The 23,100-nt window shown below is 68.2% G+C and carries 19 protein-coding genes and 1 pseudogene; 16 read left to right on the top strand and 4 right to left on the bottom strand.

The window, feature by feature from the left end:
* From H516_RS0114860 to H516_RS22540, 4 genes are all read left to right on the top strand, one after another.
* A partial coding sequence (locus H516_RS0114860; protein WP_022890503.1) for an integrase core domain-containing protein occupies positions 1-309 on the top strand: 309 nt, incomplete at its 5' end.
* A gap of 81 nt (positions 310-390) precedes the next feature.
* Complete coding sequence (locus tag H516_RS0114855; RefSeq protein WP_157432277.1) at positions 391-2,262, top strand: RHS repeat-associated core domain-containing protein; 1,872 nt, start codon at positions 391-393, stop codon at positions 2,260-2,262.
* Positions 2,263-2,273: 11 nt separating this feature from the next.
* Positions 2,274-2,642 (top strand): hypothetical protein, encoded by a 369-nt coding sequence (locus H516_RS22260; protein WP_157432276.1) that lies wholly within the window; start codon positions 2,274-2,276, stop codon positions 2,640-2,642.
* Positions 2,643-2,653: 11 nt separating this feature from the next.
* Positions 2,654-2,767 (top strand): ATP-binding protein, encoded by a 114-nt coding sequence (locus H516_RS22540; RefSeq protein ID WP_281166835.1) that lies wholly within the window; start codon positions 2,654-2,656, stop codon positions 2,765-2,767.
* Positions 2,768-2,821: 54 nt separating this feature from the next.
* On the opposite strand, the pseudogene H516_RS22250 reads toward H516_RS22540, so the two are convergent.
* Positions 2,822-3,690, bottom strand: a pseudogene (locus H516_RS22250) (IS3 family transposase); the annotation flags it as partial.
* Positions 3,691-3,941: 251 nt separating this feature from the next.
* Between H516_RS22250 and H516_RS0114835 the strand changes: the two are divergent.
* From H516_RS0114835 to H516_RS0114825, 3 genes are all read left to right on the top strand, one after another.
* Positions 3,942-4,691, top strand: coding sequence for a response regulator transcription factor (locus tag H516_RS0114835; protein WP_022890498.1), 750 nt, complete (start codon positions 3,942-3,944; stop codon positions 4,689-4,691).
* Positions 4,688-6,256 carry a sensor histidine kinase gene (locus H516_RS0114830; protein WP_022890497.1) on the top strand — a complete coding sequence of 523 codons (1,569 nt, stop codon included), beginning with the start codon at positions 4,688-4,690 and terminating at the stop codon, positions 6,254-6,256. Before H516_RS0114835 ends, H516_RS0114830 begins: the two co-directional genes overlap by 4 nt.
* A 205-nt stretch (positions 6,257-6,461) precedes the next feature.
* Positions 6,462-8,309 carry a Xaa-Pro dipeptidyl-peptidase gene (locus tag H516_RS0114825; RefSeq protein ID WP_022890496.1) on the top strand — a complete coding sequence of 616 codons (1,848 nt, stop codon included), beginning with the start codon at positions 6,462-6,464 and terminating at the stop codon, positions 8,307-8,309.
* Between the two features lie 112 nt (positions 8,310-8,421).
* Here the strand turns inward: H516_RS0114825 and H516_RS0114820 are convergent, their stop codons facing one another.
* Complete coding sequence (locus H516_RS0114820) at positions 8,422-8,886, bottom strand: MarR family winged helix-turn-helix transcriptional regulator (protein WP_245561842.1); 465 nt, start codon at positions 8,884-8,886, stop codon at positions 8,422-8,424.
* 10 nt (positions 8,887-8,896) lie between these two features.
* A complete protein-coding gene (locus H516_RS20425; RefSeq protein ID WP_281166834.1) occupies positions 8,897-10,615 on the bottom strand; it encodes an MFS transporter in 1,719 nt (572 codons plus the stop codon).
* Positions 10,616-10,990: 375 nt separating this feature from the next.
* Here H516_RS20425 and rplJ point away from each other — a divergent pair, with 375 nt between their 5' ends.
* The 4 genes from rplJ (at position 10,991) to H516_RS0114795 (ending at position 13,946) form a co-directional block, all read left to right on the top strand.
* Positions 10,991-11,479 carry a 50S ribosomal protein L10 gene (gene rplJ / locus H516_RS0114810; protein ID WP_022890493.1) on the top strand — a complete coding sequence of 163 codons (489 nt, stop codon included), beginning with the start codon at positions 10,991-10,993 and terminating at the stop codon, positions 11,477-11,479.
* Positions 11,480-11,524: 45 nt separating this feature from the next.
* Positions 11,525-11,908: a 50S ribosomal protein L7/L12 gene (gene rplL / locus H516_RS0114805; protein ID WP_022890492.1), complete on the top strand. Its 384-nt coding sequence runs from the start codon at positions 11,525-11,527 to the stop codon at positions 11,906-11,908.
* Positions 11,909-12,222: 314 nt separating this feature from the next.
* Positions 12,223-12,681, top strand: a complete 459-nt coding sequence (locus H516_RS0114800) for a MarR family winged helix-turn-helix transcriptional regulator (RefSeq protein ID WP_022890491.1) — start codon at positions 12,223-12,225, stop codon at positions 12,679-12,681.
* An 8-nt stretch (positions 12,682-12,689) separates the two neighbouring features.
* Entirely contained in the window at positions 12,690-13,946 is a 1,257-nt protein-coding gene (locus H516_RS0114795) for an MFS transporter (RefSeq protein ID WP_051138853.1), read from the top strand.
* Positions 13,947-13,965: 19 nt separating this feature from the next.
* Here the strand turns inward: H516_RS0114795 and H516_RS0114790 are convergent, their stop codons facing one another.
* Positions 13,966-14,991, bottom strand: a complete 1,026-nt coding sequence (locus H516_RS0114790) for a LacI family DNA-binding transcriptional regulator (protein ID WP_022890489.1) — start codon at positions 14,989-14,991, stop codon at positions 13,966-13,968.
* A gap of 245 nt (positions 14,992-15,236) precedes the next feature.
* On the opposite strand from H516_RS0114790, the gene H516_RS0114785 reads away from it, so the two are divergent.
* From H516_RS0114785 to H516_RS0114765, 5 genes are all read left to right on the top strand, one after another.
* Positions 15,237-16,583, top strand: a complete 1,347-nt coding sequence (locus tag H516_RS0114785; protein WP_051138846.1) for an ABC transporter substrate-binding protein — start codon at positions 15,237-15,239, stop codon at positions 16,581-16,583.
* A gap of 113 nt (positions 16,584-16,696) precedes the next feature.
* Complete coding sequence (locus H516_RS0114780; protein ID WP_022890487.1) at positions 16,697-17,668, top strand: carbohydrate ABC transporter permease; 972 nt, start codon at positions 16,697-16,699, stop codon at positions 17,666-17,668.
* Positions 17,665-18,675, top strand: a complete 1,011-nt coding sequence (locus H516_RS20420; protein WP_022890486.1) for a carbohydrate ABC transporter permease — start codon at positions 17,665-17,667, stop codon at positions 18,673-18,675. Before H516_RS0114780 ends, H516_RS20420 begins: the two co-directional genes overlap by 4 nt.
* Positions 18,676-18,811: 136 nt before the next feature.
* Positions 18,812-20,791 carry an ABC transporter ATP-binding protein gene (locus tag H516_RS20415; RefSeq protein ID WP_051138852.1) on the top strand — a complete coding sequence of 660 codons (1,980 nt, stop codon included), beginning with the start codon at positions 18,812-18,814 and terminating at the stop codon, positions 20,789-20,791.
* Between the two features lie 86 nt (positions 20,792-20,877).
* On the top strand, positions 20,878-23,100 hold the full coding sequence (locus H516_RS0114765; RefSeq protein WP_022890484.1) for an adenylate/guanylate cyclase domain-containing protein: 2,223 nt from the start codon (positions 20,878-20,880) through the stop codon (positions 23,098-23,100).

Raw genomic sequence — 23,100 nt, 5'->3', positions numbered from 1 at the left:
TACACATCGATCGTGCTGACCGATCACCTCGCGTTGGAGCAGATCGCCCCGTCGATCGGGACGGTCGGCGACGCGTATGACAACGCGCTCATGGAGACGATCAACGGGCTGTACAAGGCCGAGTGCATCCGCACCACGATCTTCCACGACGGCCCGTACAAGACGATCGCGGACGTCGAGTTCGCGACCGCCGGCTGGGTCGACTGGTACAACCACCGCAGGCTCCACGGTAGCCTCGGCATGGTCAGCCCAAACGAATACGAGGCTGCCCACTACGCGACACTCACCCGAGAGCCGCAACCCGCATAACAGCGGCATCAAACCTGGGACGGTTCAACCGGAACACCCCCGACCGCCACGACGGTGCTCCCCGCGGAGACCGTTACAACCGTGTACGACCCTGCTTCCTCGCAACCGTCGTGGATGGGTGGAGGCTTCGGGTGGGGCGTGTACGTCGCGTCGTCGAAGTTCGCCGCCGACGGGCGACCGGTCAACATGGACCTCGGAAACACGTTCGGCGCCGTCGTCACGTATAGGTACGAAGACGGCACGAACCGGCTGTCGAGCATCGACCTGAACCGGGAACGCATCTCGGGCAGCGAGATTGACCTGACGTACACGTACGACCCGGCCGGGAATGTCTCCAGCGTGAAGGACCTCCCGACCAACGAGAACCTGCAGGCGGACACGTCCCGGGACCAGCAGTGCTTCGGCTACGACGAGCTCGCCCGCCTCGACACTGCGTGGACCCCGACGAATGGTGACTGCGAGCAGGGCCCGTCGACGTTCGCCATGGGCGGTGCCGCGCCGTACTGGAACGAGTACGAGTACGACCTTCTCGGCAACCGCACCAAACTCGTCACCCGCACAGCAACCGGCACTACCACCACGGACTCGGTGTACGGTTCGGGTGACGCCGGCCCCCACCAACTCACCTCCTCAACCACGGGCGGTGCCGCGACAACGTACACATACGACGACGCCGGCAACCGCACCACGAAGACGCCCAACACAGGTGACGCAACGAACTACGCGTGGGACGCCGAGGGTGAACTCACCAGCACCAGTGGGGTGAAGAACGTGTACGACGCGGACGGAAACCGACTCGTCCGCGAAGACACGACCGGGACCACCGTGTACCTCGGCGGGCAAGAGATCCTGATCACCCCGACCGGTGACGTGAAAGCGACCCGCTACTACCAGTTCGCGGGCAAGACCGTCGCGATCCGTACCGATCGCGGCTTGAACGCGGTCACCTCACTCATGACCGACCACCACGGCACCCCCGTCGCGGCGATCCCGAACGGCGGCAACCCCACCAAGACCCCGGTGAAGCGAATGTACACCGACCCATTCGGTGGCACCCGAGGGAGTTCGAACGCAGCCACAGTCCCCGGCGATATCCAGTTCCTCGGCAAGAACCGCGACACCGGGACCGGGCTCACCCTCCTCGGAGCCCGCTACTACGACGAAACCGCCGGCGCATTCATCAGCGTCGACCCGATCCTCGACCTGACCGACCCGCAACAATGGAACGGATACGCCTACGCCAACAACAACCCGTCAACCCTGTCCGACCCCTCAGGGCTCCGACCCGAGGGAATGACCGGGAAGGAGTGGGTCAATCAGCTACGAGAGCAATCGGCAGCCAAGAGCGGATCGACTCCGACCGTCGACCCTCCCGTGAGGACCGAATCCGGAGGTGGCCACGGAGTCCCCCCTGCCCGTCCAGGCGGGCAAACTGTGGTCCCCGATTCAGAATGGCTGCACAAGTACCCTTCGGACTGGACTGGCTGCGAAACCGCGTTGTTCAACGGATTCAGCAGCGAGCTGCGGTGCATCCCGAAGAACGAGGAAGCGACAGTCGACGAAATTCTCACGACAGCCGCGGACCTCTTCGGCGGAATCGCGGGTGCACGGTCGAGCAACGGCAAACCACGCGCAGGTCTATTCGCAAAGAGCGATCCAGTTACCGGGGCATCGATTCAGCGAGATCTCGACGCAATGATGCCTGGGCGCACCAAGAAGACGACCCGTCTGCTCGGCACCCCGGAAGAGGTTCATGCACAGTTCGCGAAATGGATTCAGGATGGAACAAAGATTGACGAGGGTGTCACGAGGACAGGTCATGACTTCTATAAGTACGAGATACCCGATGGAACAACCGTCCAGCTCAGGATGGGGTCTGGCAGCGTAGGTCCTGCAATTGATGTCACCTACGTAGATAAGAAGAGCTACCGCGTTCACGTGAACTGGGACTAGAGGAGCAACCAATGGTCGATAGAACTATTGTCGAAGACGCACTCGTCGATGGACTGTTCGACTGGGTGGATGAGGGGACACTGACCACAATCGTCGCGGAATCGACTGGAGTCGCAGACCCCTCAACCCGCGATGCACTTGTGTTCGGCGTAGTCGCGTGGCTACTAGTCGAGGGCTACATGACTCCTACAACAATGGGCAATCCATGGGATGTAGATATCTGGGAAGCACTAAGGCGAATTGCTGGTCCCTGGTTTCACGATTCCTCGCGCGAACTCCAATTCACCCAAATGGAGCTGACCGCCCGCGGGCGTGCGGCTGCGGAAGCAATCGCAGTACGAGAAGGATGGACGCCCCCAACTGCCGCCTTGTACAATTGAGCCTCGCAGCCATGATCGACCGGCTCGTGCACCACGCCGAAGTCCTCACACTCACCGGGGACTCGTACCGAACCCGCGCCCGCCGCGAACTGCTCAGCGCAGCAAACGGCCGGGACGGCAACTAACAACAACCCCAGAGGGGTCACCATTCAAACGATGAAAAGGGGTCAGAATTCAGCCGCCATCGCCTCGCTGATGAACTCGGGCCCGTTGTCCGATCTCAGCACCGCGGGAGCTCCACGCTCGGCGACGAGCGTCTCGAGGTGAGCGGTGAGCTTGTCGGCGGTGATCGACCGTTCGACGAGCCCGCCGATGCACTCGCGGGTGTGCTCATCCACGATCGAGCAGATCTTGATCGGCCGGCCCTGCTCGTCGGCGTCGAACTGGAAGTCCACCGCCCAGACCACGTTCGGCGCGGACGCGGTGGCAACGTCGATGGTCGAGGATCCGACGCGTTTGCGGCGCCGCCGTTGCGGCACCCGCAGTCCTTCCTCGCGCCAGAGGCGCTGGATCTTCTTGTGGTTCACCGCCCATCCCTCGGCTCGGGCGTCGTGGTACGCACGCCGGTACCCGTAGCGGGGATGGTCCTTCGCCCACTGCCGGAGCCAGTCCCGCAGTGCTCGATCCGGGTCGGCGCTGGTGTCGCCCTTGAGCGGGCGGCGGTACGCGGACCTGCTCAGCCCGGCCAGACGGCACGCCATCCGTTCGCTCACCTGCAGTGTCCTGATCAGGTGAGTGACGGCGGCGCGGCGCCTACCCGGGCCTAGAAGTTTCCCTCAGCCAGCTCCTTGAGCGCGGCCTTCTCCAGCTCCGCTTCCGCGAGCAGCCGCTTCAGCGTCGCGTTCTGCTTCTCGAGCTCCTTGAGTCGTTTCGCGTCGTCAGCCTTGAGGCCGCCGTACTGGTTCCGCCACCGGTAGTACGTCTGCTCGGACACCCCGAGCTCGCGGCACACCGCGGCGACATCCGCGCCGTCGGCGAGCATCCTGTCGGCCTGCCCGAGCTTACGGACGACCTGCTCCGGGGTGTGACGCTTCCTGCTGTTCGTCATGATCTGACCAGTCTCTCTGCCCGCGACCGCGGGCGACAGGACGACTCTCAGAACAACTGGACCTAGAAAACGGGGTCAGCCCAGGGCGGGAGCGCCCCGGGCGAGGCGCCGATCGCGACAGTAGGCGTCGGCGCTGTGCCCGCCCGATGGTGCGGCTATGACGCGGCTATGTCCCTCCGCACGCCGTCGGCACGAGGCATCCGCTCATGAAAGCCATAGGAAACGCATAGCCGGGTGCGGATACTGGAATCATGACCACGACCCCCGCCGCAGCGCCGAACCGTGCCCCAGCGATCGCCAAGGCCGACGGTTCGATGGTGCGCGTGCTCGTGGTCGACGATGAGCACTCGCTCGCCGAGCTGCTGAAGATGGCGTTGAAGTACGAGGGCTGGGACGTGCGCACCGCCGGCGACGGCGCGAGCGCGGTCAAGGCCGCCCGCGAGTTCCGTCCCGACGCGATCGTGCTCGACATCATGCTTCCCGATTTCGACGGCCTCGAGGTGCTGGCGCGCGTGCGTGCCGACGGCACCGAGACGCCCGTGCTGTTCCTCACCGCGAAGGACTCGCTCGACGACCGCATCGCCGGCCTCACCGCGGGCGGCGACGACTACGTCACGAAGCCGTTCAGCCTCGAGGAGGTCGTGGCGCGCCTGCGCGGACTCATCCGCCGCTCGACGCTCACGCTCGCCCAGGCGAAGGACCCGGTGCTCGCCGTCGGCGACCTCACCCTCGACGAGGACTCCTACGAGGTCGCCCGCGCGGGCGAGCCCATCGAGCTCACGGCGACCGAGTTCGAGCTGCTCCGCTACCTCATGCGCAACCCCCGCCGGGTGCTCTCGAAGGCGCAGATCCTCGATCGCGTCTGGTCCTACGACTTCGGCGGCAAGGAGTCGGTCGTCGAGCTCTACATCTCGTACCTGCGCAAGAAGGTCGACGCCGGCCGGGCGCCCATGATCCACACGGTCCGTGGCGCCGGGTACATGCTGAAGGCCGCAGAATGACCCGGCCCGGCGACCCCGGGCACGCCGCCGCCTCGCGCGAGGCGAGCGCGGCGGTCGTCGCGACCGATGCGACCGGCGCGACCGGCGTCGTCGTCGGCGCGGCGGATGCTGCGCGCCACGGTCGTCCCTGGACCCTCCGTCGTCGGCTCCTCCTCATCGTCGCGACGCTGCTCGTCGCCGTGAGCGCGGTCGTCGGCCTCGTGAGCGTCGCCGTGTTCCACGGCTCCTCGGTCGCCCGCCTCGACGCGAACCTCGATTCGACGATCTCGCGCGCGAACCTCGCGATCTCGGGCCAGCCTCCGGGCTTCCCGGGCGACCCCTCGGCCGCGCCGTCGCTCGTGCTCAACATCCCCGGTCAGGAGGCCGGCACCCTCGCCGCACTCGTGCCCGCCGAGGGCGAGCCCAGTGCCGGGTACATCACCGAGGGCGGCCGGGTGCTCGATCTCCCGGCCGAGCTCGCCGAGGTGCTCGCCGAGGTGCCGGCCGACGGCGAACCGAATTCGATCAGCGTCGGCGAACTCGGCGACTTCCGCGCGCTCGCCCTCGAGCAGACCGATTGGGAGGGCGTGCGGATCGTGCTGGCGCTGCCGCTCGCCGAGGTGAACGCCGACAGCTCGCAGCTGGCCCTGACCATCACGGTCGTCGCGCTCGCGGGGCTCGTCATCGCGCTCGGGCTCGGCTCGATCATCGTCGCCCGGGCGCTGAGCCCGCTCGAACGCGTCACCGCGACCGCGCAGCGCGTCTCAGAGCTGCCGCTCGACCGCGGCGACGTCGCGCTCGCCGAACGGGTCGACGTCGACGACGACGGCACCGAGGTGGGCCGACTGGGCTCCGCGTTCAACCGCATGCTCGGCCATGTGGCATCCGCGCTCACCGCCCGCGAGCAGAGCGAGCAGAAGGTCCGCCGCTTCGTCGCCGACGCCTCGCACGAACTGCGCACCCCGCTCGCCTCGATTCGCGGTTACGCCGAACTCACGCGCCTCCACGGCGGTGAACTGCCCGACGACGTCGTGCACGCGTTGTCGCGCATCGAGTCGGAGTCGCTGCGCATGACCGAACTCGTCGAAGATCTGCTGTTGCTCGCCCGGCTCGACGAGGGCCGTGAGCTCGTGCACGGGCGGGTCGACCTGCGATCGATCGTCGTCGACGCGGTCGGCGACGCACAGGCGGCCGGCCCCGATCACGACTGGTCGGTCGACGCACCCGATGGGGTCGTCGAGGTCTCGGGCGACGACGCGCGCCTGCGCCAGGTGCTGGCGAATCTGCTCGGCAATGCCAGGGTGCACACGCCCGAGGGCACCGAGGTCGTGGCTCGGCTCCGCACCGTCGGCGGCCGTGCGCGACTCGAGGTCGTCGACGACGGCCCCGGCATCGACGAGTCGGTGCGCGCAACCCTCTTCGAGCGGTTCGCGCGCGGGGATGCCTCGCGCTCGCGCCGCGCCGGATCGACGGGTCTCGGCCTCGCCATCGTGCGCGCCGTGGTCGAGGCGCAGCACGGCACGGTGGAGGTCGCGAGCGAGCCGGGCCATACCGTCTTCACGGTCGAGCTGCCGCTCGCTCCCTGAGCACCTCTCCCGTTCCGGGGGTGCATTTCCGCAGGATCCGATCGTGCTCGGCCCGTGTCCTTGCGGAAATGCACCCCCGAAACGAGCGCGATCCTCTGGCGCGTCGCACGGCCGCGGCCCTAGCGTGTGGAGGAGCCACGGGGCGGTGGCACCGCGCCCGGCGCGGGTGGAGGCCTGCGCCCCGGCACGACCGAAGGAGCATCGCATGATCCGAGCGGTACCTACCACCGCAGGGCGGCGACGCGGTCAGCGCGTCGCCGTCGCCATGACGGCCGCGCTCGCCTGCGCGGGCGTCGCGCTCGCGTCGCCCGCCTACGCCAGCCCCGACCCCGCCGAGCCCACCTTCGTCGACGGTCTCTCGCAGGCCGTCTTCACGAAGAACTCGGCCGAGTGGATCAACCACGAGGCGTGGGTCGAGAGCGAGGTCGACTCCGACCGCGACGGCCTGCCCGACCTCGTGCACATCGACGTGAGCCGGGTTCCCGAGACCGAGTCGGCCGGCCTCGACGTTCCGGTGCTCATGGAGCTGAGCCCCTACTACGCCGGCGGCACGCAGGTCACGAACTGGTCGGTCGACCACGAGATCGGCGACCCGCCGAGCGAGAAGGAGCCGTGGCCCGCCTATGTGCCGCGCAACCGCACGAGTCCGACCATCTCGCGTTCGCTCGAGAGCACCTGGGTGCCCCGCGGCTACGCGGTCGTGCACGCCGAGGGCTTCGGCAGCGGATGGTCGGAGGGCTGCCCCACCTCGGGCGGCACGAACGAGTCGCTCGCGGGCAAGGCCGTCGTCGACTGGCTGAACGGCCGTGCGACGGCGTACACGAGCCCCGACCGCACGACCGAGGTCGCCGCCGACTGGACGACGGGCCGGGTCGGCATGATCGGCACCTCGTACAACGGCACCCTTCCGATCGGGGTCGCCTCGACAGGGGTCGAGGGACTCGAGGCGATCGTGCCGGTCTCGGCGATCTCGAACTGGTACGACTACTACCGCGCGAACGGCGCGGTGCGGGCGCCCGGCGGCTACCAGGGTGAAGACCTCGATGTGCTGGCCGACTACGTCTACACCCGTTTCGACCAGGAGATCTGCCAGCCGATCATCGACGAACTGCGGGCGAACCAAGACCGCGACACCGGCGACGAGAGCCCCTTCTGGGAGGAGCGCGACTACCTCGCGAACGCCGATCAGATCTCGGCCGCGACCCTCGTCGCGCACGGGCTCAACGACTGGAACGTCATGACGAAGAACGCCGCCGACCTCTACGAGGAGCTCAAGGCGAACGACGTGCCGCACCAGATCTACCTGCACCAGGGCGGCCACGGCGGCAACCCGAACGACACGCTGCTGAACCGCTGGTTCACCCGGTACCTCTACGACGTCGACAACGGCGTGGAGGCGCTGCCGAAGGCCTACGTGGTGCGCGAGGACAAGACGCTCACCGAGTACGCCGAATGGCCCGACCCGGCGACCGATGCGGTCACGCTCAAGCTCGGCGGCGCGGCCCAGGCCGACGGCATCGGCACGATCGCAGTCTCGCGCTCGGGCGGCAAGGCGAGCGAAGACCTCGTGGATGACGCGAGCCTTCGCGCCGCCGACCTCGCCGCCGCGGCGTCGTCACCGAACCGGCTCGCCTACCGCACCGAGGTGCTGGGGGAGCCGACGCGACTCTCGGGCACACCCTCGGTGTCGCTGCGCCTCTCGGTCGACCGTCCGAAGGCGAACCTCACCGCACTGCTCGTCGAGTACCCGACGACCGGGGCTCCGAAGATCATCACCCGCGGGTGGATGGACGTCGAGAACCGCGACTCCGCCGCGGTGACGTCTCCGATCACTCCGGGCTCGGACTACGACTTCGCGTTCGAGCTCGAGCCGAAGGACTACGTGTTCTCGGCGGGATCTCAGATCGGGCTCGTCGTGCTCTCGAGCGACAATGAGTTCACCGTGCGCCCGGCGCCAGGCACGACGCTCACGCTCGACCCGTCGAAGTCGACGGTGCACCTGCCGCTCGTCGGCGGCATGGGCGCGCTGCAGCAGTCGCTGCGCGCCGGCTGAAACACGACGAGCGGGTTGAGGATCGACGGAGGAGCGCCTCGAAACCTCGCCCCACGCGGGACGTGGGGCTTCGAGACGGTCGCTCGCGCTCCCTCCTCAACCCGCTCGGGGCCTACGCCTCGGCGAGCCCGCCGAGCATCTCGGCGAAGAGTTCGAGCTCCTCGACCGAGTGCTCGCGCAGCACGGCGTGCAGGCGCGACTGGTTGCGCGCCCGCACCGAGGTGATCCGCTCGACCGCCTCGGGTGTCGGAATGATGACGCGCACCCGCCCGTCGCGCTCGTCGGGGCGGCTCTCGACGAGACCGGCCTCCTCGAGCATGCGGACCTGGCGGCTCACCACGCTCTTGTCCATGTCGAAGAGCTCGGTGAGCGCATGCGCGGTCGTCGAACCGAGCCGCACGACCGTCGCGAGCAGCTTGTACCCGGCGGGGTTCAGCTCGGGGTGGATCTGCTGCGCCGCCTCCTTCCACACCGTGCGGGCGCGGCCGAAGACGAAGGACAACTGGTCTTCGACGTGGGCGATCGCCTCGTCGACGGCGGCGGGGACGGCGGTGGGCTCGGCGGCGGGCTCGGTCACGACGCTCATGCTACTTGCGGGCCCTCGTGCCGTCGGCCCCGGCAGCTCGGTCGGATGCCTCGTCGCGGGCGTCGCCCGCGGCATCCGAACCGTCGACGAGCTGCATCGAAGAGGTGACCGGTGCCGCGATCTCGGCCTCGGCGAGGTCGATCGCGACCTGCTCGGCCTCTTCGGCCAGCGTCTGCGAGGCGTTCTTCGTCGACAGCGGCTTGTTCGGCAGGAACGCGATCGCGATGATGCTGATGACCGCGAGCGGGATCGCGATGAGGAACACGTCGGCGATGCCGTGGCCGTACGAGCCCTCGACGATCACGCGGATCGTGTCGGGGAGCTCCGAGACCTGCGGCAGGTTGCCGGTCGCGAGCGACTTCAGTGCGTCGACCTCGTCGGCCGAGGTGGGGGTGAACTTGGAGAGGCCGTCGGCGATGTGGCTCGACACCTGGGTGGCGAGCACCGAACCCATGACCGTCACGCCGATGGTGCCGGCGATGGAGCGGAAGAAGTTCACGTTCGAGCTCGCGGCGCCGAGCTGCGACGGCGGGGTGTCATTCTGCACGATGAGCGTGAGGTTCTGCATCACCATGCCGAGGCCTGCGCCGAGCACGAACATGTAGATCGACACGTACATGAAGTCGGTGTCGTAGCGGAGGGTCGCCATGAGGCTCACCCCGGCGAGCGTCAGCACGGAGCCGAGGAGCATCCAGCCCTTCCACTTGCCGAAACGGCTGACGAGTGCGCCGATGCCGATCGACGCTCCCATCTGGCCGACGATCATCGGGATGGTCATGAGGCCCGACTCGGTCGGGGTCGCGCCGCGCGCGAGCTGGAAGTACTGCGCGAGGAAGACGCTCGTCGCGAACATCGCCACGCCGATCGAGATCGAGGCGATCACCGAGAGGGTGAAGGTGCGGTTCTTGAAGAGGCTCATCGGCACGATCGGCTCCTCGACGAGGAACTCGGTGACGATGAAGCCGATGATCGCCGCGGCCGAGACGCCGATGATGGCGAAGCTCTCGATGGAGTTCCACTCGAACTGGTTGCCGCCCATCGACACCCAGATGAGCAGGAGCGAGACGCCGACGGTGAGGAGGATCGCGCCGAGGTAGTCGATCTTCACCCGCTCGCGGTTCGGCTTCGGCAGGTGCAGCGTGCGCTGGATGAGGATGATCGCGAGCACGGCGAAGGGCACGCCGATGAAGAAGTTGGCGCGCCACCCGAACGCGTCGGTGATGACCCCGCCGAGCAGCGGTCCGCCGATCGTCGCGAGTGCCATGATGCCGCCGACGACACCCATGTACTTGCCGCGCTCGCGCGGCGAGATGATGAGCGCGACCGCGATCATGACGAGCGACATCAGGCCACCGGCGCCGAGACCCTGCACGACGCGGACGGCGATGAGCATGCCCGTGTCTTGCGAGAATCCGGCGATGACGGTGCCGACGACGAAGAGGCCGAGGGCGACTTGGAGCAGCATCTTGCGGTCGACGAGGTCGGCGAGCTTGCCCCAGATCGGGGTGGAGACGGCGGTGGCGAGCAGGCTCGCCGTGATGACCCAGGTGTAGGCCGACTGGTCGCCGCCGAGGTCGGCGATGATGACGGGCATCGAGGTCGAGACGACCGTGCCCGAGAGCACGGCGACGAACATGCCCATGATGAGGCCCGAGAGGGCAGTGAAGACCTCGCGAGGCGAACGCTTCGCCTCGGGGTCGTTCGGGAGCGTGGAGGTCACAGAGATTCCTTGCGTGAGATAGTTGATCGACATCAACTATAACCAAAGTCGTTGCATTCGTCAACTGTCGATGTGTGTCAACTATTCCCGCCACTCGCCGCGTCGCCTCGTCGCGCCGATTTGGCGGAGCCAGTGGCATCCGCTACTCTTGACGGAGCCGAAGACCGCTGGTTGTCGTGCGCGCTTGTGAGAACGAGCGAATGCGACCGAAGTCTTGCGAAAGCAAGGGCCCGCGCAGGTGTGACGAAGACTTCCGAGTGATCTCGGTCTGAGCTCCGCGCAACTGCGCCGGAGCTTTTTCTTTCTCCCCATGCTTCCAGCGCTCCAGGCCGTGCATCGCCTCCGCGATGCGCGTTGAGTACACAAGGAGTGGCCATGGCGAACAAGGAAGCCTCGGTTGCCGAACTCACGAACCTGTTCGAGAGCTCGGCCGCCGTTCTGCTGACCGAATACCGCGGCCTGACGGTTGCACAGCTCAAGCAGCTGCGCAACAACATCCGTCAGGACGCGAACTACGCCGTGGTGAAGAACACGCTGACCAAGATCGCCGCGAACAACGCGGGGATCACGACGCTGGACGACGACCTCAAGGGTCCGTCCGCCGTCGCCTTCGTGCACGGCGACTTCGTCGCCACCGCCAAGGCCGTGCGTGACTTCGCCAAGGCGAACCCGAACCTTGTGATCAAGGGCGGCGTCTTCGAGGGCAAGACCCTCGACGCCGACGAGATCAACAAGTACGCCTCGCTCGAGAGCCGTGAGGTTCTGCTTGCGAAGGCTGCGGGCATGATGAAGGCGACGATGGGCAAGGCTGCCGCCACCATCGACGCGCTTCGCGAAAAGCTGGAGACCGCCGAGGCCGCGTAAGCGCCCGACGGACTCGTTACAACCCCATCTATTAGGAGATACATCATGGCGAAGCTCACCACCGAAGAGCTGCTCGAGCAGTTCGCAGGTCTCACGCTTGTCGAGCTCAGCGAGTTCGTGAAGGCGTTCGAGGAGAAGTTCGAGGTCACCGCGGCCGCTCCCGTCGCCGTTGCCGGCGCTGCCGGTGGCGCGGGCGCTGCTGAAGAGGCTGAGGAGAAGGACTCCTTCGACGTCATCCTCGAGGCTGCCGGCGACAAGAAGATCCAGGTCATCAAGACCGTCCGCGAGCTCACCTCGCTCGGCCTCGGCGAGGCCAAGGCCGTCGTCGACGGCGCTCCGAAGGCCGTGCTCGAGGGCGCGAACAAGGAGACCGCCGAGAAGGCGAAGGCTGCCCTCGAAGAGGCCGGCGCAACCGTCACCCTCAAGTAATCAGGGCGCCCGCTTCGGGCGCGCTGCGTGAGGTGACCTGCGTCACCAGCACACGGATGCCCCGTGGTCGATCTCGACCACGGGGCATCCGTCGTTCCCGGCCCGGTGCGGTCGCGCCCGCCGTCTCCCGCTCGTCGTCCGCCGCTCCCGCCGCTCGTCGTCCGCCGCCCCCGCCGCGCGCGACTTCAGCTCGTGATGTCGCGCAAACCGTCGCATCCGGCCGCCCTTGGCGACGATTCGTGCGACTTCACGAGGTGGCGTTGTGCATCCGGCGTTGCTTCGACCAATAGATAGCACGGCTATATAGTTGGGCTATGCGAACCTCCGATCTCATCGGCGATCTGGTCTCGGTGAACCACCGACTGACCCGCCTCGCCGCGGCCGCGACCGACAACGCCGAATCGCCCGCGGTGTGGCGCACCCTCAGTGTGCTGCGCGACCTCGGCCCCATGCGGCTCGGGGAGCTCGCCCGGGTGAGCCGGGTCAGTCAGCCGACGATGACGAAGCTCGTGCATGCGCTCGGCGACCGCGGCTGGGTCCGACGCATCCCCGACGCCGACGACGCCCGGGCGTGGCTCATCTCGACCGATCCGCGCGGGCTCGCCGCGCTCGCCGCCTGGCGCGAGGAGCTCGCCGGTGCGCTCGCCCCGACCTTCGACGATCTCGACGACGCCGAACGCGCGGTGCTCGCGCAAGCCGTCGACATCCTCCGCTCGAGACTCGAACGTGCCGATCAACCGGCGCGCGCCACTCAGCCGGCGGCGAGCGCGTGAGCGCCCGCGTGACCGTACACGCCGGCCACGGGGCATCCGCCTCGATCCTCAAGCAGCCCAAGGCCGTCTGGGCCGTCGCCTTCGCGTGCGTCATCGCGTTCATGGGCATCGGGCTCGTCGACCCGATCCTGCCGGCGATCGCCGAGAGCCTCGAGGCCACGCCGACCGAGACCGAGATGCTCTTCACGAGTTACCTGCTCGTGACGGGGCTCGCGATGCTCGGTACCAGCTGGATCTCGAGTCGCATCGGCGCGAAGAAGACGCTGCTCATCGGCCTCGGTATCATCGTGGTGTTCGCGGCCGCGGCGGGGCTCTCGCAGAACGTCGAGTCGATCATCGGGTTCCGCGCGGGCTGGGGCCTCGGCAATGCCCTCTTCATCTCGACCGCGCTCGCGACGATCGTCGGCGCGGCGACGGGCGGCACCGGTTCGGCGATCATCCTCTACGAGGCGGCGCTCGGCCTCGGCATCGCCGTCGGTCCGCTGCTCGGCGGCCTGCTTGGCCACGTCAGCTGGCGCGGCCCGTTCTTCGGCACCGCCGCGCTCATGGCAGTCGGCTTCATCGCGATCGTCGCCTTCTTGAAAGACGACGCGGATGCCGCGACCCGACCCGTACCGACGAAGCTCTCGGCACCGATCCGGGCGCTGCGCCGGCCGGCACTCGCCGTGCTCGCGGCCGCCGCGCTGTTCTACAACATCGGCTTCTTCGTGCTGTTGGCCTACTCGCCCTTCCCGCTCGGCTTCGACGCGCTCGGGCTCGGCTTCACCTTCTTCGGTTGGGGCATGGCGCTCGCGATCACCTCGGTGTTCGTGGCGCCGCTGCTCACGGCGAGGATGCCGCGCACCCGCGTGCTGTGGATCGCGCTGCCGCTGCTCTCGCTCGACCTCGTCGCGGCAGGCCTCGTCATCGAGGAACCGACCGCGCTCGTCGTCTGCATCGTCGCCGGCGGGCTGGTGCTCGGCGTGCTCAACACGGTGCTCACCGAGTGCGTGATGGAGGCGACCGACCTTCAGCGGTCGGTGGCGTCGAGCGCCTACTCCGCGGTGCGGTTCCTCGGCGGCGCGCTCGCACCGCCAGCCGCCGCCGAGCTCGCACACCTGATCTCACCTTCGGCGCCGTACTTCGCGGCGGCGGGTTCGGTGCTCATCGCGGCGCTCGTCGTCGTCGGCGGTCACCGCGCGCTGCGCCGGGTCGATCGGGTCGAGGGCGACGGCGGGGCATTCGAGCGCGAGGCCGAGGCGATCACCGTGGGCGACGCGGCCTGATCGGCCGCGCTGCGCCGGCTCAGCCGCGCGGCGGGGCGGTCGTGCTCGATCGCACGACGAGGCGCGTCGGCAGCGGAGCCCCCGAGCCGGGGAGGGGGTCGGCGACCTCGCCGTCGCCCAGCAGGCGCAGCACGGCCTCGACCGCGAGACGGCCCTGCTCGCCCGGGGCCTGCTCGATCGTGGTGAGGCCGAACATCTCGGCGTACTCGTGACCGTCGACGCCGATGACCGAGAGCTGCCCCGGCACTGCGATGCCGAGACGCTCAGCCGCGATCATCGCGCCGAACGCCATCTCGTCGGACGCGGCGAACAGCGCGGTCGGGCGGGGGCCGGGGTGGCCGAGCAGCTGGAGCGCCCCGGTGAATCCGGCCGGCATCGTCGTGTCGGTCTCGACGACGTGACCCTCGCCGGGGGCGAGCCCTGCGGCCCCGAGCGCGTCGAGGTAGCCGCGCAGCCGTTCGCCCTGCACGCTGCCCGGCTTCGCGGCGGCGCCGGGGCCCGCCAGGTGCGCGATGCGGGTGTGGCCGAGGCGGAGGAGGTGCTCGGTCGCGAGCGTGCCGACGGCGCGGTCGTCGATCGCGAGCCGGGCGTCGACGGCGCCGCGCCCGCCGAGGCAGACGAGCGGCTTCTCGCTGCGCGCGAGTCGGGTCGCCTCGTGCTCGGCCAGGTCGACGCCGACCGCGATGACCGCGTCGACGCGCTTGCGCGCGAGGAAGAACTCGAACACGCGGTCGCGCTCGGGGCCGTCGTCGCGGACGTTGTAGAGCGTGAGGTCGTACCCGGCCGAGAGCAGCGCGCGCTCGATGCCCTCGAGCACCTCGCCGAAGAACCACCGGTTGACGATGGGGATGACGACGCCGACGTTCATGGTGCGGCCTGTGACGAGGCTCGCGGCGGCCGGGGAGGCGATATACCCGATCGCGGATGCCGCGGCCTCCACTCGTCTGCGGGTCTCGTCGGCGACGTGGCCGCCGCCGGAGAGGGCTCGTGACGCGGTGGCCTTCGAGACCCCGGCCAAGCGTGCGACATCGACGATGGCCGCCATTAGCAACCCCCTCCGTCGGGCAGTTCCGGAGCCGAGCCTACCGTCAGGCGGCCTCCGGATGGAACCGGTTCCTGACGGTTCTCCGCGCCCGGCGTGGGAGCGCTCTCGCTCGGTGAACCCGGCTGTTCCATCGGTGACTGTTTCGTGACCCCGGCTCCCTTGTGGTCGCGCGCGCCACTGGCCTACCGTGGAATCTGGAATCGGTTCCCGGTTCCGCCCTGCACCACACTCAACGAGGAGATGACATGAGATTCACACGGCATCGCCGTCTGATGGCCCCCGTCGTGGTGGCCGCAGCGCTCGGCCTCACGCTCACGGCCTGCACGGGCGACATCGCGAGCGACGAAGCCTCCGACGTGGACTGCGGGCCCTACGAGAGCTACGGCACCTTCGACGACGGCACCGAGGTCGACGTCTACGGCACGATCCTCGACGCCGAGGCCGAACTGTTGAACGAGTCCTGGGCCGACTTCGAGAGCTGCACCGGCATCGACGTCGTGTACGAGGGCTCCGACCAGTACGAAGAGCAGCTGAACGTGCGCATCGAGGGCGGCAATCCGCCAGACCTCGGCATCACCCCGCAGCCCGGCCTCATCGCCCGGCTCGCCGAGCAGGGCGACCTGCTGCCGGCGCCGCAGGCGGTGGCCGACAACGTGGCCGAGTATTGGTCCGAAGACTGGGCCGCCTACGGCACGGTCGACGGCACGCTCTACGGGTCGCCGCTGATGGCGAACATCAAGGGGTGGGTCTGGTACTCGCCCGCCATGTTCGAGGAGAACGGCTGGGCCGTACCCGAGACGCTCGACGACCTCGAGGCGCTCACCGCCGAGGTGCGCGACTCGGGCGCCGTCGACAAGCCCTGGTGCGTCGGCTTCGCCTCGGGCGTCGCGACCGGCTGGCCCGGCACCGACTGGGTGGAGGACTTCGTGCTCCGCCAGCAGGGCACCGAGGTCTACGACCAGTGGGTCGCTCACGAGATTCCGTTCAACGACCCGGCGATCGCCGAGGCGTTCGACTCGGTCGGCGGGTTCATCCGCGACGACGCCAACGTGAACGGCGGCCTCGGCGACATGCGTTCGATCGCGACGACCGACTTCGGCGATGCGGGCCTGCCGATCATCGACGGCGCGTGCGCGATGCACCACCAGGCCTCGTTCTACGAGGGCTTCTGGCCCGAGGGCACCACGGTCGCCGAAGACGGCGACGTGTGGGCGTTCATGCTGCCGGGCACCGAAGCCGGTGCCAACGCGGTCACCGGTGGCGGCGAGATCGTCGCGGCGTTCTCCGACGCCGAGGAGGTCGTCGCGGTGCAGACGTACCTGTCGAGCCCCGACTGGGCGAACTCGCGGGTGAGTCTCGGCGGCGTGATCAGCGCGAACACCGGGCTCGACCCCGAGAACGCGGGCAGCGAGCTGCTGAAGGCGTCGGTCGAACTGCTCCAGGACCCGAACACCACCTTCCGCTTCGACGGCTCCGACGTGATGCCCGCCGCGGTGGGCTCCGGGACGTTCTGGACGGGCATGGTCGACTGGATCGGCGGCAAGAGCACCGCCGACACGCTCGACTTCATCGAATCGAGCTGGCCGCAGTGAGTCGAGCCCCGGGGTTGCGCGGTGCGCAGCCCCGGGTGCTCCGGCTCCTCGCCGCAGCGCTCTGAGCGTGAGTGCGGCTTCTTCCACCCCGCCTGCGATCGGAGGGCCCCTCCATGACCACGAACGATCTGCTCGGCAAGATCTTCCAGATCGTGCTCGGACTCGCGGTCTTCGCCGCCGTCATCGGGCTCATCCTCTTCCTGATCGATCGGGCCCCGAAGCGCGGTCGCGACTGGTTCCAGCTCGCGCTGTTCCTCGGGCCGGCCTGCGTGCTGCTCGCGGTCGGCCTGCTCTACCCGGCCGTGCGCACCGCCTTCACCTCCTTCACGAACCGGGCCGGCGAGTTCATCGGCATCGACAACTACGTCTGGATGTTCACTCAGCCCGAGGCGCTCATCACCCTCGGCAACACGGTGCTCTGGGTGGTGCTCGTACCGACGGTCGCGACAGGCATCGGCCTCGCCTACGCCGTCTTCATCGACAAGTCTCGGGGCGAGCGCGTCTACAAGTCGCTCGTCTTCATGCCCGTGGCGATCTCGTTCGTCGGCGCCGGGATCATCTGGAAGTTCGTCTACGAGTACCGCCCAGCCGAGCGGCCACAGATCGGCCTGCTGAACCAGATCGTCATCTGGTTCGGCGGCGAACCGGTGCTGTGGCTCCAGGAGCCCTTCGTCAACACCCTGCTGCTCGTCGTCGTGATGATCTGGGTACAGACCGGTTTCGCCGTCGTCGTGCTCTCCGCGTCGATCAAGGGTGTTCCCACCGAGCAACTCGAAGCCGCCGAGCTCGATGGCGCGACGAACTGGCAGCGCTTCCGAAACGTGACCCTTCCGGGCATCCGCGGGGGGCTCGTCGTCGTCGTCACGACGATCACGATCGCGACCCTCAAGGTGTTCGACATCGTGCGCGTCATGACCGGCGGCAACTTCAACACGAGCGTCATCGCGAACGAGATGTACACCCAGGCGTTCCGCGCGGCCGAACCGGGGCGTGGCGCGGCTCTCGCGCTCGTGCTGTTCCTCCTCGTCGTCCCCGTCGTCGTCTACAACATCCGAGTGCTCCGCAAGCAGAGGGAGATCCGATGAGCTCCACCACCGGCTCCACCGGCTCCGCCGACCGTACCGACCGGGACGTATCGAAGCAGCTCGATGCCGCGGCGCGCGACCGCTACAACCTCGACGGGTCGAAGGCCGCCCGGGTGAAGCGCCGCCTCACCTCCCGCACGGCGACGGTGTTCGCACTGCTGATCGCGGTGGTCTGGACGCTGCCGACCTTCGGCCTCCTCATCTCGTCCTTCCGCCCGGCGGATCTCATCAACACGACCGGATGGTGGACGGTCTTCGAGAACTGGGGCTGGACGCTCGACAATTACAGCGAGGTGCTGCTGTCGGCGTCTGCGACTGCGCCGCAGCTCGGCTCGTACTTCGTGAACTCGCTCGCGATCACGATTCCGGTGGTCGTCTTCGCGACCGTGCTGGCGGCGATGGCGGCGTACGCGCTCGCCTGGATCAAGTTCCCGTTCTCCGACTGGGTGTTCGTGATCATCTTCGCCCTGCAGATCGTGCCGCTCCAGATGGCGCTCATTCCGCTGTTGCAGATCTTCACCACGACGCTGAAGCCCACGCAGGAGTGGCTGCACGAGGTGATCCCGATCATCCCCGACGAGACGTACGTGCAGGTGTGGATCGCACACACGATCTTCGGGCTCCCGCTGGCGATCTTCCTGCTGCACAACTTCATCTCCGAGATCCCCCGCGAGCTGATGGAGGCGGCTCGCGTCGATGGCGCGAACCACGGCCAGATCTTCCTCCGCGTCGTCGTTCCGCTCTCGGTGCCGATCCTCGCCTCGTTCGCGATCTTCCAGTTCCTCTGGGTCTGGAACGACCTGCTCGTCGCCCTCGTCTTCTCGGGCGGCACGGCCGACGTCGCGCCGCTCACGCAGCGGCTCGCCGAGCTCGCCGGCTCGCGTGGTCAGAGCTGGCAGCGGCTGACGGCGGCGGCCTTCGTCTCGCTCGTCGTGCCGCTCATCGTCTTCTTCAGCCTGCAGCGCTACTTCGTGCGCGGCCTCCTCGCGGGATCGACCAAGGGCTGACTCGAACGGGCGGGGGAGCCGGATGCCGCGTGGCCGGCCACGCGGCATCCGCGCTGCCTGCCAGGGGCACGACCGCTGCGCCCGAGGCGAACCGCGGCGGTCGCGGGGGCGGCGGCCGTAGGGTGAAGCCATGAGCATGCACGGCGGTGGCGGGGGAGGCGGGGGCGCGCAAGTCGGCCGTGTCGGCAAGGGGCGCACCCGCATCGGCTCCGGCGACGAGGAGGCGCAGCGGGCGGCGAACGCCGAGGCGCCGAAGATCCCGCACCTCCTGCGCCGTATCTCCGAACTGTTCGCCCCGCACAAGGCGGCGCTCATCACGACGGTCGTGCTCGTGCTCGTCGGCGCGGCACTCGCCATCATCCCGCCGCTGCTCACCCAGCGGGCGTTCGATGACGGGCTGTTCCCGATCGACGCGAGCGGGGAGGTGTCGGGGCCGAACCTGCCGGTGCTCATGTGGCTCGTCATCGCGATGATCGCGGTGTTCGTCGTCTCGGCGCTGCTCGGGGTCTGGCAGACCTGGCTCACCGCCACGATCGGCAACAGCGTCATGGGTGCGCTGCGGGTGCGGCTCTTCACGCACCTGCAGGCGATGGAGCTCAGCTTCTTCACCCGCACGAAGACCGGCGTCATCCAGTCGCGCCTGCAGAACGACGTCGGCGGCGTCGCGAGCGTGCTCACGAACACCGTGTCGAGCGTGCTCGGCAACACGGTGACGGTGATCTCGGCGTTCATCGCGATGCTGCTGCTGAACTGGCAGCTCACGATCATCGCACTCGTGCTGATGCCGTTCATGGTCATCGCGCAGCGGCGCGTCGGGCAGGTGCGGGCGCGCATCGCGGGCAAGACGCAGGAGTCGCTTTCCGAGATGACGGCGATCACGCAGGAGACGCTGAGCGTGTCGGGCATCCTGCTGTCGAAGAGCTTCACCCGGCAGCAGAGCGAGATCGACCGCTACGCGGACGAGAACCGCAATCAGATCCGGCTCCAGGTCAAGCAGCAGATGACCGGTCAGTGGTTCTTCGCGATGGTGAACATCTTCATGTCGTCGATCCCGGCGATCGTGTACCTGGTCGCAGGCTGGCTCATCGCGGGCGGAACCGCCGGTCTCACGGCCGGAACGATCGTCGCGTTCACGACGGTGCAGGCCCGCCTGCTGTTCCCGCTCATGGGGCTCATGCGGGTCGCGCTCGACCTGCAGACCTCGAGCGCCCTGTTCGCCCGCATCTTCGAGTACCTCGACCTGAAGCCGGCCATCACGGATGCGCCGAAGGCCGTCGACGTGCCGACGGGTTCTGGTTTCGAGACGCGTCCTCCTGCGTCGGGCGCTCCTCGACCCGGGGGAGCGCTCGGCCGGGTCGAGTTCGACGCGGTGTCGTTCCGCTACCCCGATGCCGACGGCGAGTCCCGTCCGACGCTCGACGGCGTGAGCTTCACGATCGAGCCCGGCCAGTTCGTCGCTTTCGTCGGTCCGAGCGGCGCCGGCAAGACCACGGTCTCCTACCTCGTGCCGCGCCTCTACGAGGCATCCTCGGGCGCGGTGCGCTTTGCGGGCGTCGACGTGCGCGAGCTCCGGCAGGAGTCGCTGATGTCTCACATCGGAATCGTCAGCCAGGAGACCTACCTGTTCCACGCCACGATCGCCGAGAACCTCAGATATGCACGACCGGATGCCTCGGACGGCGAACTGGAGGCCGCCGCTCGCGCGGCGAACATCCACGAGACGATCGCTTCGTTCCCCGACGGCTACGACACCGTCGTGGGCGAGCGCGGCTACCGCCTCTCGGGCGGCGAGAAGCAGCGCATCGCGATCGCCCGCGTGCTGCTGAAGGATCCCGCGGTGCTCGTGCTCGACGAGGCGACGAGCGCGCTCGACACCATCTCGGAGCGGGTTGTGCAGCAGGCCCTCGACGACGCCGCGCGGGGGCGCACGACGATCGCGATCGCGCACCGGCTCTCGACCGTGGTCGCGGCCGACGTCATCTTCGTGGTCGTCGCGGGTCGCATCGTCGAGCGCGGCACGCACGCCGAACTGATCGACGCCGGGGGTGTGTACGCCTCGCTCTATCGCCAGCAGGAGGAGCGGCCCGTGGAGGGCGCTGGCCTGCTCGATCCCTGATCCGGATCGGATTCGTCCTTGCGCTCTGTGGGGGACACCCCAATAGAGTGTGGAGCGTTATGTGCCGGGGGGCCGAGGGGGCGAGCTTGTCGACGACCGAGACCGACGTGCCGACGAACGGAACGGGGGACACCGGGGGCCCGATCCCGAGTTCGCGAACCGCCTCGGCGGCGCCCCGAGCGATACCCGCGCGCCGGCGCCGGGTCGGTCTGAGCATCCAGTCGAAGCTGCTGATCATGCTGCTGGGCGTCAGCCTCGTCTCCTCGATCATCGTCGGGGTCATCGGCTTCGTGAGCGGTCGCGAATCGCTCAAGGCGGCGGCGATCGATCAGCTGACGACGATTCGCGAGCTGCGTACGGGCGAGCTCGAACGCGTCTTCGGAGGGGTTCAGACCGGAGTGACGCTCGACTCACGCAACCTCAGCGCACAGAATGCCTCGGTCGCACTGAACACCGCATTCGAGGAGGCCCAGTCGCGGACGCTCACCGACGAGCAGCAGGCCGAACTCGAGGCCTACTACGCCGACGAGTTCAACCCCGCCCTGACCGCGCGTGCCGGCGGCACGTATGCGGCGGGCGCCTTCATTCCCGAGTCCGCAGCAGGGCAGTACCTCCAGTACGCCTACACCTCGAAGGTGTACCGGTTCTCGGGCGGTGAGCTCGACTTCGAAACCGCCTTCGCCGCGGGCAACGCCGGCGACGGCAGCCCGTGGTCGGCAGCGCGCGAGCGCTACCACGACTACTTCCAGCGCATCATCGACGCCTCGGGCTACGAGGACGTGCTCATGCTCGATACCGAGGGCAACGTCGTGTACGCCGCGTACTCCGGCACCGACCTCGGCATGAACGTCATGACCGGTCCGCTCAAAGACTCGCAGCTCGCGGAGGCATACCGCGAGGTGATGGCCACCAACTCGGTCAGTGCGCTCGCCACGACCGATTACGAGCGGTATCTCCCGTCGCTGGGCGTTCCCGCCATCTGGGTGGTCTCGCCCGTCGGCAACTCGGAACGGGTCACGGGTGCGATGGCCGTGCAGATTCCGATCGACCTGATCAACGACGTGCTCACCGGCGACGAACGCTGGAAGGAACAGGGGCTCGGCGACACCGGCGAGGTCTACATCGTCGGCAGCGACGACCTGATGCGCAGCAATTCACGCCTGCTCATCGAATACCCGGAGGCGTTCGAGCGGGCCGCGGTGTCGAACGGCACCCCCTCCGAGCTCGCCGCGCGTGAGGTCGAGGTCGGTGGCACGGTGCTGCTCCAACCCGTCAACACCGAGTCGGTGCGGTTGGCCCAGCAGGGAAAGTCGGGCACGTCGATCTCGAGGGGGTATCTCGGCGGCGAGAACATCACCGCGTACACTCCGGTCGACATCGCCGGTCTCAACTGGGTTGCCGTCGCCAGGATCGATACCGCCGAGGCCTTCGCGCCGGTCGCCGACTTCACACGCAACCTCGTGATCTCCACGCTCGCGATCCTGCTCGCCGTGAGCCTGCTCTCGATGCTGCTCGCGCAGGTGTTCACCCGGCCGATCCGTCGGCTCGCCGACGCGGTGCGCCGGGTCGCGGGCGGCGACCTCTCCGTCCAGGTTCCGGCCGGCTCGCGCGACGAGTTCGGCGACCTCGGCAACGCGTTCAACGACATGAGCTCGAGCCTGCGCGTCAAGCAGGAACTCCTCGACGAGCAGCGCGTCGAGAACGAGCGACTCTTGCACACCCTCATGCCCGAGACGGTCGCGAAGCGCTACCGCGACGGCGAGGAGACCATCGCCGAAGTGCATCAGGACGTCTCGGTGATCTTCGCCGAGCTCGTCGGCTGGGACGACTACGCGACGACGCTCGACGGCGACGAGGAGCTCGCGGCGCTCAACGCCCTGATGCGCGGCTTCGATGAGGCGGCCGACCGAATCGGCGTCGAGAAGGTGCGGACACTCCGCAACGGGTACCTGGCGAGCTCGGGGCTCATCGTTCCCCGCGTCGACAACGTCCGTCGGGCGGTCGACTTCGCCGTCGAGCTGCGCAGCGTGATCTCGCGGTTCAACGCCCAGCACGAGGCATCCATCGAACTGCGCGCCGGCGTCTCGACGGGCACGGTGACGAGCGGGCTCGTCGGGCGGACGAGCCTCGCCTACGACCTGTGGGGCGATGCGGTGAATCTCGCGTATCGCGTGCGGGGCGTGACCGGGAGCCCCGGAATCTACGTCAGCCAGGCGGTCAAAGACCGCCTGCAGGAGGGCGCCCGAATCGTCTCGGCCGGCACGATCGACACCGCGACCGGCAGCGAGACCGTCTGGCGGGTGGACTGA

This window comes from Agromyces italicus DSM 16388 (assembly GCF_000421545.1).
In the GTDB taxonomy this organism is placed as follows: domain Bacteria; phylum Actinomycetota; class Actinomycetes; order Actinomycetales; family Microbacteriaceae; genus Agromyces; species Agromyces italicus.
Note: the sequence above shows the minus strand (reverse complement) of the source record. Positions and strands in the feature narration are given on the sequence as shown.

Excerpts from the sequence above, each read along its gene's own strand:
- H516_RS0114800 (WP_022890491.1), top strand. The coding sequence starts at position 12,223 with ATGCGAACCTCCGATCTCATCGGCGATCTGGTCTCGGTGAACCACCGA.
- H516_RS0114830 (WP_022890497.1), top strand. The coding sequence starts at position 4,688 with ATGACCCGGCCCGGCGACCCCGGGCACGCCGCCGCCTCGCGCGAGGCG.
- H516_RS20420 (WP_022890486.1), top strand. The coding sequence starts at position 17,665 with ATGAGCTCCACCACCGGCTCCACCGGCTCCGCCGACCGTACCGACCGG.
- H516_RS22260 (WP_157432276.1), top strand. The coding sequence starts at position 2,274 with ATGGTCGATAGAACTATTGTCGAAGACGCACTCGTCGATGGACTGTTC.
- H516_RS20415 (WP_051138852.1), top strand. The coding sequence starts at position 18,812 with ATGCACGGCGGTGGCGGGGGAGGCGGGGGCGCGCAAGTCGGCCGTGTC.
- H516_RS0114835 (WP_022890498.1), top strand. The coding sequence starts at position 3,942 with ATGACCACGACCCCCGCCGCAGCGCCGAACCGTGCCCCAGCGATCGCC.
- H516_RS0114780 (WP_022890487.1), top strand. The coding sequence starts at position 16,697 with ATGACCACGAACGATCTGCTCGGCAAGATCTTCCAGATCGTGCTCGGA.
- rplJ (WP_022890493.1), top strand. The coding sequence starts at position 10,991 with ATGGCGAACAAGGAAGCCTCGGTTGCCGAACTCACGAACCTGTTCGAG.
- rplL (WP_022890492.1), top strand. The coding sequence starts at position 11,525 with ATGGCGAAGCTCACCACCGAAGAGCTGCTCGAGCAGTTCGCAGGTCTC.
- H516_RS0114790 (WP_022890489.1), bottom strand. The coding sequence starts at position 14,991 with ATGGCGGCCATCGTCGATGTCGCACGCTTGGCCGGGGTCTCGAAGGCC.
- H516_RS0114825 (WP_022890496.1), top strand. The coding sequence starts at position 6,462 with ATGATCCGAGCGGTACCTACCACCGCAGGGCGGCGACGCGGTCAGCGC.
- H516_RS22540 (WP_281166835.1), top strand. The coding sequence starts at position 2,654 with ATGATCGACCGGCTCGTGCACCACGCCGAAGTCCTCACACTCACCGGG.
- H516_RS0114785 (WP_051138846.1), top strand. The coding sequence starts at position 15,237 with ATGAGATTCACACGGCATCGCCGTCTGATGGCCCCCGTCGTGGTGGCC.